Here is an 8,377-nt window from a genome sequence, read left to right as displayed (position 1 = left end):
GGCTGTAAGTGGCTTTATGGACATCCATCCCGACGTAAACTATACTTTCCATGTGAGTGACCTCCTATTGTCATGGGGTAATGATTGTATGGCTCGTTTTAACACAACACCATTATCAGTCTAAATCCCCGAGTCGACAATCTAGGGGGTCACTTCATATTATCTATAACGCGCTCCCCGGCGCAGAAGTCTGCGGGTAAGGACCTCAGGCGCAATTGCCAAAGCCCGGCCATCACGCCTGAGGCCACTTACACTCCGACTTCTAACCGCGCCGGCTCGCGCTCATAAAAAAATGGCGAGCCGCTTCGACCTTCTGAACGCATACGCGCCGATCGTTACGAACTCACCGTGGTTTGGCACCGAATGGAGTATAGCATGAAATGTGCGTTGATCACAAGCATGATGATTTACTTGTCAAACATTATGGCGATTAGTGCAGGAGCATCTTCTGCTAACACTGCGAATGCTGACAAATTGACATTTATTTTAAGTTTTTGCTTTGGTAATCGGTTTTCACCAGCCACCGAATGCAAAATTTCCCGGGTAATAGTCTTGTCTCGAATAACGCGCGCTGCGGATCTTCTCTCTTTCTTGCTGTTTCTGACCTCCTCTGCCACAATCAAACCAAGCGAGGTGATCATCTTGAACTTTTCAAAACAGCTTCAGCAGATTCGGACCGCACACAGCATGACGCAAGCTGACTTGGCACAACAATTACACGTTTCGCGGCACACGGTATCTAACTGGGAAAATGAACGCAATTTACCGGACTTAGAAACAGTGACTCAAATTGCCCGGATCTTTTCGGTGTCGCTTGATACCCTGATCCTCGACGATTCTGAGTTAAACGAAAAATTGATTAAGGATAGTAAAGTGAGCCGGCATCAGCTTGTTATGGCTGTTTTGATGACGGCTAGTCTAATCATGACTGGAGTGGCAGCGACAACATTCTTGGGCTTTTTCCCTCATTGGCTTGCGCAGGTTATCTGGTCAATTTATGCCATCGTTTTGTTAATTTGGAGTCGGGCCTCTGATCCAAAATCAACAGATATTTTTGCAAGTTGGTCTATTACAAGCCGTTTACTCATAGCCACCTTTTTTTCTTTAATGGGCTTGATCTTTTGCCTAACAGCGTTATATCTTATCTGGTTTCGGGGAATTGATGTACAAATAGTCTTGGTTCTCATCGGTGGCGCAGGTTTGCTCATCCTAACAAAACCCGTCTGGCCACATCGTCAGCATGCAAAATAAGCATGTGCGAGTACTTCTCAACGCGTGACCATCTTGCGCTTGCGTATGTATCCCAGTTCAAGTGCCACAATAACAACCATCACCATCCCTACTAACGATGAAACGGCACCAGAGGCTTCTTTCTCCAGCCACAGACTCAGTGCGAAGAAAACAGCGGCGGTAATTGCTAGTGTTGCTAGTTTTATAAAACGAATCCGCGTCATTTTTGGCTTGCTAATGAGAATGCTGCTAATAAGGACGAAAACAAGTGTAACCATTCGGCATAGGTTACCTAACAGGATCATTTACATCACTGCCTTTCGCAGAATTTTTGATGTTCTTAGCTTATCACAGCATATGCTTGATAAAAACCGTCCTTATTTTGAGTAAGTATCAACTTTTTCATTCGTATCCATATCCAACTTGACAGAGAAAAGATAAGGGCGTAGTACTTTAGTTAGATAGTCCAGTAAGCGTTTACCATCTGTTTCGTCAATCTTTTCTCATCTATAAGGGTCATTTTTTCAAACATTCCGTTCGCAAAGCTACAAGGAGATGACCATGATGGTATTGAACTATAGACAATCACCATCATTCGCCAGCTTAGTGACGATATCTGAAGGGATCTGTCCTCTTGTCCCTGTTTCCGAGACACAATTCAATCCTTATCCGGATACAATTCCGCCTCCAACTGATGTTTAACCACCAAAATGTAGACTTTCGTAAAGCTAACTTGTTCGCCCAAGAACTCTCCCGATTATTGAAGGAGAACAAAATAGCATTTGAAGATATGGTTCAACTAGTATTATCCTAGCTAGACAACGAAAGAAGTGATACTCAATGATGATGTATCCTTATATTAATTTAGGTCCCAGAGATGGCGTCTTGTTAATTGCAGTCCTTGTACCGTTAGTCTTAACGTTAATTTTCAAGTGGTCATTATTAGAATTCGTGCTCTCTGTTATTGCCATCATAGTTGCATTCTTGGCAGGAAGCATGAAAACGGATAAGAAGAACGTACTTGCATTCCTAAAAAATAACCTAGATTGAATTGGTGTACTGCTATTTGAAATAATCCAATAAATCTTAAGAACGCGCTTGAAATTTACAGAAAATCAAATGTTTTTTGTTCCGGTTTCTTAGAGAGCCCCCAACACTTTTTGTGTGGAGATATAAAACTATAAATGAATTTAAATAATATTCCACATACATGCAGCTCTGATGATTCCGGCGGTACACAGCATTCATGCAGTTAGGCTATATAGGTTAAAAAAGTCTCTTATTATGTTATGTCCGAGCCTTGTACAGCCAATTCCTTTATCCAAAGTAAAAGCAACCGGTGATTTTCATAGCCGTTTCCGAACAGGTAACGGCTATTTTTTGTGGGGAGTTAAGGGCTTAATCGCCAATTAGGACGTTTTCTCCCAAAATGATGCATTTGTTACCGTCAAGTATTACAAGACTATCTGTCTTAGCGTCAAGTCCCCGCTTTATATACCTAGCAAGTTAGCGCATATTTTTGCTAGCTGGTTTAGTTTCATAGTTTTGACCCTTTCTGCGCTTGGGCTACTATATTTGCTTACAGGTCTTGTCCTTATATAGTTCATAAGGCATGGATCTGCAATTAGTTCTCGTCCTCATCGCCGGCGCAGGCTCGCTTATCCTAACAAAACCCATCTGCCCACACCGTCAGCCTGCAAAATGACTGCACAAACTTTTTCACTTTCGATAGACCTTTTCCGTCGTCCATTCACCATCCATCTTCTCGAGTGTCACGACGACCTCCTTAGACGGATGGTAATGCTGCTCAATCTGATTTCGCGGGATCACTAGAGCGGCTGTAAAATTCTTGGATGGATTTATGAATCCCATTTGAGTATAGCCACGATCCTTTAACCGAAAACGATAACCGCTTAAAGCCGCCTGTTCGCCGATCTGTATTGGTCCGGAATAACGATAAACTAAGCCGTCTAACTTAAAGTAGCGCGCATTGTCATCACGCCCAAGATAGACCACTGATGCTATGACTCGGTGACGCGTATACATGGGTAAGCTTGTAAGCGCCGGGTAATCATTTAATGCCCGATACCCTTTAACTTCACTTTCTGGGACGGAGACATAAGTAAATAGAGCCGCTTTCTTAGTGCGGATCTGCGGTGTGATTTTTGCGGCCCATTGATTAAATTGGTAATTAGCCGTATTGTCCGTTCGCAACCAGCTGTAAACCGTCAAACTCATGCAAATAAGGATGGCAGGTACGAAAATCCGCCACTTCCAGGGATTGGGTACATAAAAAGAAACGAGTAGGAGGCAGAAGATAATGAATAAAATGACAATAATCGCAACAATCAGCCACCCATTATTCCATTGTTCTGCTATTTGCCATTGTTTAGCAGTAAATACACCAGCTATCATGGCACACCTCCAATCACGCTATTCCAACCGTCAGCAAGAACTTGCCTTGGATTCTACACGCGAATGGGCGGAATGAAAAGTCTCCGATTACTATTTATATTCAGTCTCTAGAAAACAAAAACGACCGTCTGATCTCCAGACGATCGCTCCTATTATCTTTTTCCATGCCACTTTGATCAACCCTACTTATCGCGGCGATTGGCCACCTGATTCAGGCTGAACGTAATATGTTTCTTGCGGTGAATGATTTCTTCTTGCCGTCCGTGAACCATTGGCCGCTTGTTGGGATTGCCAAGGTAGCCGCAAAGCCGCTTGACGACATCGCAGGTAGCCGGATCGTGGTTGCCGCATTCCGGGCATTCATATCCCTTGGCGGTCGCTGTGAACTCACCTTTGAAACCGCATTTGAAGCATTGATCAATCGGCGTGTTGGTGCCAAGATAACCGATTTTATCGTATGCATAGTCCCACACCGCTTCCAGTGCCTTAGGATTTTGCTTCAGGTTCGGGTATTCGCAATAGTGGATGAAGCCACCGGCACTGTATTGCGGATAGTCCTTTTCAAAGTCGAGCTTTTCAAATGGTGTGGGTGACTTGCGGACGTCATAGTGGAAACTGTTGGTGTAGTATTCCTTGTCGGTGATGTCCTTGACGATGCCGAACTTCTTAGTGTCTTCGCGGCAGAAGGTGTCAGTCAGCGATTCGCTTGGGGTGCCGTAAACCGAGAAGTGATAGCCGTATTGTTTCTCCCAGGCCTTGCAATGATCGTCCAGCGCCTTCACAATCGAAACGGAAAAGGCCTTGGCGTCATGATTCTTCTCCCATGCTGAACCATAAAAGACCGTTCCGACTTCATATAGACCGATGTAGCCGAGCGATACAGTGGCACGACCATTTTTGAAAAGATCGTCAATACTATCGGTATCGGCTAAACGGTGGCCAAATGCACCATATTTATAAAGAATCGGGGCACTTTCCGGCGTGGCTTGTTTGGTTCGTTCAATCTTGTAAAGCAAACCTTCCTTGCAGATGCGCATCCGTTCTTCAAAAATCTTCCAAAACTTATCTTTATCGCCTTTGGACTCCATAGCAATCCGCGGCAGGTTAACCGTAATAACGCCGAGATTCATGCGGCCGGCATTGACTTCCTTACCTGTCTTCGGATCGGTCCAGCCTTGCAAGAAACTGCGACAACCCATCGGCGCTTTGAAGGAGCCAGTCAGCCGCTTGATTGTGTCATAGGAAACCACATCAGGATACATCCGCTTGGTGGCGCACTCAATCGCCAACTGTTTGATGTCGTAGTTTGGGTCATCCGGATTAAGGTTCAGGCCGCGTTTTAACGTGAAGACAAGTTTCGGGAAAATCGCTGTCCGGCGTTCCTTGCCCAGACCCAGAATCCGGATTTTCAAAATATCCTTTTGAATTTCACGTTCAATCCAGCTAGTGCCAAGACCAAAGCCCACGGTCACAAACGGGGTCTGTCCTTGCGTTGAATAAAGGGTGTTAACCTGATATTCCAGCGTTTGCAAGGCATCATAAATATCCTTCTTGGTCTGCTTCACCGCCAACGCTTTGAGGGTAGCGGGATCATCAATCACATCACCGAATTCACGCAAATGCTTCTGGTAATTTTTCTCGGCAAACGGCGCCAGTACCTGATCTGTCCGGTCACTGGAACAGCCACCATATTGACTGGAGGCCACGTTAGCGATAATTTGCGTCATCTGGGTCACCGCCACCTGAATCGAGTGGGCCGGCTCAACCTCGGCGTTCCCAATGGAGAAGCCGTGATTCAACATATAGTCAAAATCAATCAGGCAGCAATTGGTTTCCGCCATGAACGGGGTATAGTCAAGATCATGCCAATGAATGTCGCCACGCAAATGCGCATTGGCAACGGCTGGCGGCAACATTTTCAAGCCAATCGCTTTGGCCACCGCACCGGCTGTTAAATCACGTTGGGTCGAGAACACCCGACTATCCTTGTTGGCATTCTCGTTGACGACACTTTTATCGCGATTGACCAGCCGCGCAACATTGTAATTAACGTCTTGCTTCTGTTTGCGCGCTAAATCACGCTTCAGCCGATATTGCGTGTAGGCTTCTGCCCAGTCGTACTTTTCGGCGGCAATGAGTGTCTGCTCGACAACCGTTTGAATTTCGGCAATCTCAACATCATCATGATACCGATCGCGAATCTTAGCCGTAACCGTATCCGTCAAGTGGTCAATGGTTAACACATCGCGCGGTGACAGTTTCGCCACACTTTCTGCCGCTTTGGTTATCGCGGTGCTGATCTTGGTCGCATCAAAATCAACGATCCGCCCATCCCGTTTCTTGATTTGTGTATAAAATTCGATCATGGCTAGTCCTCCCGTACCCTTACTTGCAAAACTTGTAACAATGTATTTAGTATACAAGATTCAGAAGCAAAAGTAACGGGATATCCACCAAATTTTGTGGTTTGTTAAAATAAGCATACACTATATAGTGGTTTTACATCATTTGATTGCTTGCGATTTATTTTTAAAATAACGTCATTTCAGCAGCGAGTTATAACCTCCGCGCATGTTAGCCATTCATTCCTTAGCCATAAAAATAGCTGCTTACCGAGAAAATACTTTCTCACTAAGCAGCTTGTCCGTTTTAAAGTCGTTTTAGATTCAAGACCTTGATCGGTGTTCAGAATCGTCCACATCAATCTGCGCGCTTACCTTCCATTACTTTATTCGCTTTCTTGCGGTTTTGATTTCAGACTAAAATGAACGAAAAAAAGGATCATGACAATCGCGAACATTGAAACCATCACTAACATCGGAATTGTTCCATATACTTGAATCAACATACCGATTAACGGATTGAGCAGCATCGTCACCAAACTAGTAGCAAATGAAAGGCCCGAGATTAAAGTTGCCCGCGCAGAGTCTTTCACCCACAGATTCAACATTTCCAGAACAATCGGATCTAGAATATCCACTGTTATGTACAACAAGCAAACACCTGCAGAGAAGAAATAAATACTTGCTTGCATCTGAAGGATCACCCCCAGCCCTAAAATACCGGCTACGATAAGCGCCAATGTTTTAGAACTGACCTTGGTAAGCCGATAAGCCTGAGCTGCCACCAATCCGCCCACAAAACTAAAGAGCATAAATATCAGTCCATTTGCAGAAGAAGAAAAGCCGAGTTTGGAAAAATACGCTGGCAACATCGCAAAAATGGCATTTACCATTGCAGACATCAAAGCCGTAAAGATAAATAAGAACAGAACATTGGTCGATGCTTTAATTTCCGCAAAAACGGTGAGGATATTCTTAACTTGACTAGGTTCCTTAACTTTTTCAATTGTTGCAGTGACGCGTTTATCCTCCCGCACAGAAAAGATAACCAGACCCGCAACTGCCACCATTAACGACTGAAAAAAATACGGTAACACGCGATTGATTGCATATAAAACGCCGCCTAAAAAAGTTGCCGCGCCTACAACAATGGCCCCGATAAACTGTGCCTCACCACGAATCTTTGCATACTGTTTGGCCCGACCGTCTCTGCGAATTGCTTCAAAGAAAAGCGCCTCATCCGCCCCACTAAGCAACGCGTTACCCACGCCTTCCAATAAAAAAGCACCTAACAAGGTCGTAAACATAAAATCGTTGCCTACCAAACTGGCCGAAATCATGACCATGGGCGAAATCGTCAGTAAAACCAAGCCCCAAATAATAACCGCTTTTTTTCGAAAAAGATCGCCTAAAACACCACTTGGCAATTCCGATGCAAACTGCGATAACAAAAATACCGACTGCAAAAGTCCGAATTGTACTAAATTGAATTTTAGAAATTGGACAACAAAGATGATATTGATGATTCTGGTAAATCTAAGTTGCGTGAAGACTGTATACCAATAGTACTTATATCTATTACTTATGGGCCGCCCAAACATATAACACCTCCATAACACCTTTAAGTTTCGAACGCTTTCATTTTAAATTTCGCTCGGTCAAATCCTTAGTCTACAAATGAAAAGAGACGCTGGCTCGCCAATGCTTAAGTCGGACGTATTAGCCGTCATGAGTGCTACCATTTAGCAAACTGCCTGAGCGCAGGGATTTAATGATGGTATCATTTACTTCTAATAATGTAAATATCAGCTTTTAGACGCAGCCGTTTCTTCTGTTAGGATAAACGGCAATAAACGCAAAAAGACAAGTGCCTTCCTGATAGCCGGAAAAACACTTGCCTTTACAAAAGATAATGTCAGGCTGCATGTTGGCGCCGCCTGTTATTGTACTTCATCACTGCCTATGCTGCTTTTCCTCAATATGCGCCTTGGTCAACGCATAAATCTCCAACACATGGTCATCGACTAAATGATAATAAATCTGCTTGCCGGATCGCTCACCGGCGACTAATCGAGCCTGCTTTAATAACCGTAACTGATGCGAAACTGTCGACTGGCCAAGATCCAGCATGGCTGCAAGATCGTTAACGGTAATGGGTCCTTGTGCAATAGCGAGAATAATTCGCATTCGCGTGGGATCGCTCATGGTTTTGAATACATCAAGAACATCTCGTAAATCGGCGTCATCCGGAATTTCACTGTTATTGGCAGCTGCCGCATGAACATCATTCGTTGTCATCGCAATGCGCTCCTTATGATACTTAAGCCTCATTTTAGCAGACTTTGGTATTAAAAGCGCAGTTTGTTATGCAACGATTCACCGAGCCGAAC

At 44.3% G+C, this 8,377-nt stretch carries 7 protein-coding genes; 2 read left to right on the top strand and 5 right to left on the bottom strand.

The annotated features are described in order from the left end of the window. The first annotated feature begins 474 nt into the window (after positions 1 to 474). Complete coding sequence (locus ACWP87_RS04395) at positions 475 to 1,251, top strand: helix-turn-helix transcriptional regulator (protein WP_225350533.1); 777 nt, start codon at positions 475 to 477, stop codon at positions 1,249 to 1,251. Positions 1,252 to 1,268: 17 nt separating this feature from the next. Here the strand turns inward: ACWP87_RS04395 and ACWP87_RS04390 are convergent, their stop codons facing one another. After that, the gene (locus ACWP87_RS04390; protein ID WP_005688296.1) at positions 1,269 to 1,535 is read right to left on the bottom strand and encodes a hypothetical protein; all 267 of its coding nucleotides are present in this window, start codon (positions 1,533 to 1,535) and stop codon (positions 1,269 to 1,271) included. A gap of 535 nt (positions 1,536 to 2,070) precedes the next feature. On the opposite strand from ACWP87_RS04390, the gene ACWP87_RS04385 reads away from it, so the two are divergent. After that, a complete protein-coding gene (locus ACWP87_RS04385) occupies positions 2,071 to 2,280 on the top strand; it encodes a hypothetical protein (RefSeq protein ID WP_005688294.1) in 210 nt (69 codons plus the stop codon). A 669-nt stretch (positions 2,281 to 2,949) separates the two neighbouring features. Here ACWP87_RS04385 and ACWP87_RS04380 read toward each other — a convergent pair. The 4 genes from ACWP87_RS04380 to ACWP87_RS04365 all read right to left on the bottom strand — a co-directional run bounded on the left by ACWP87_RS04380 (position 2,950) and on the right by ACWP87_RS04365 (position 8,285). Continuing rightward, positions 2,950 to 3,645, bottom strand: coding sequence for a hypothetical protein (locus ACWP87_RS04380; RefSeq protein ID WP_005687068.1), 696 nt, complete (start codon positions 3,643 to 3,645; stop codon positions 2,950 to 2,952). A 182-nt stretch (positions 3,646 to 3,827) separates the two neighbouring features. Then, positions 3,828 to 6,011, bottom strand: a complete 2,184-nt coding sequence (nrdD, locus tag ACWP87_RS04375; RefSeq protein WP_005687066.1) for an anaerobic ribonucleoside-triphosphate reductase — start codon at positions 6,009 to 6,011, stop codon at positions 3,828 to 3,830. Between the two features lie 362 nt (positions 6,012 to 6,373). Beyond that, positions 6,374 to 7,588, bottom strand: coding sequence for an MFS transporter (locus ACWP87_RS04370; protein ID WP_005687063.1), 1,215 nt, complete (start codon positions 7,586 to 7,588; stop codon positions 6,374 to 6,376). A 352-nt stretch (positions 7,589 to 7,940) separates the two neighbouring features. Further along, on the bottom strand, positions 7,941 to 8,285 hold the full coding sequence (locus tag ACWP87_RS04365) for an ArsR/SmtB family transcription factor (protein WP_005687062.1): 345 nt from the start codon (positions 8,283 to 8,285) through the stop codon (positions 7,941 to 7,943). Positions 8,286 to 8,377: the final 92 nt, after the last annotated feature.

This window comes from Lacticaseibacillus sp. 22 (assembly GCF_055413445.1).
The sequence above is the reverse complement of the archived record's forward strand: the minus strand, read 5'-3'. Positions and strand labels throughout refer to the sequence as shown.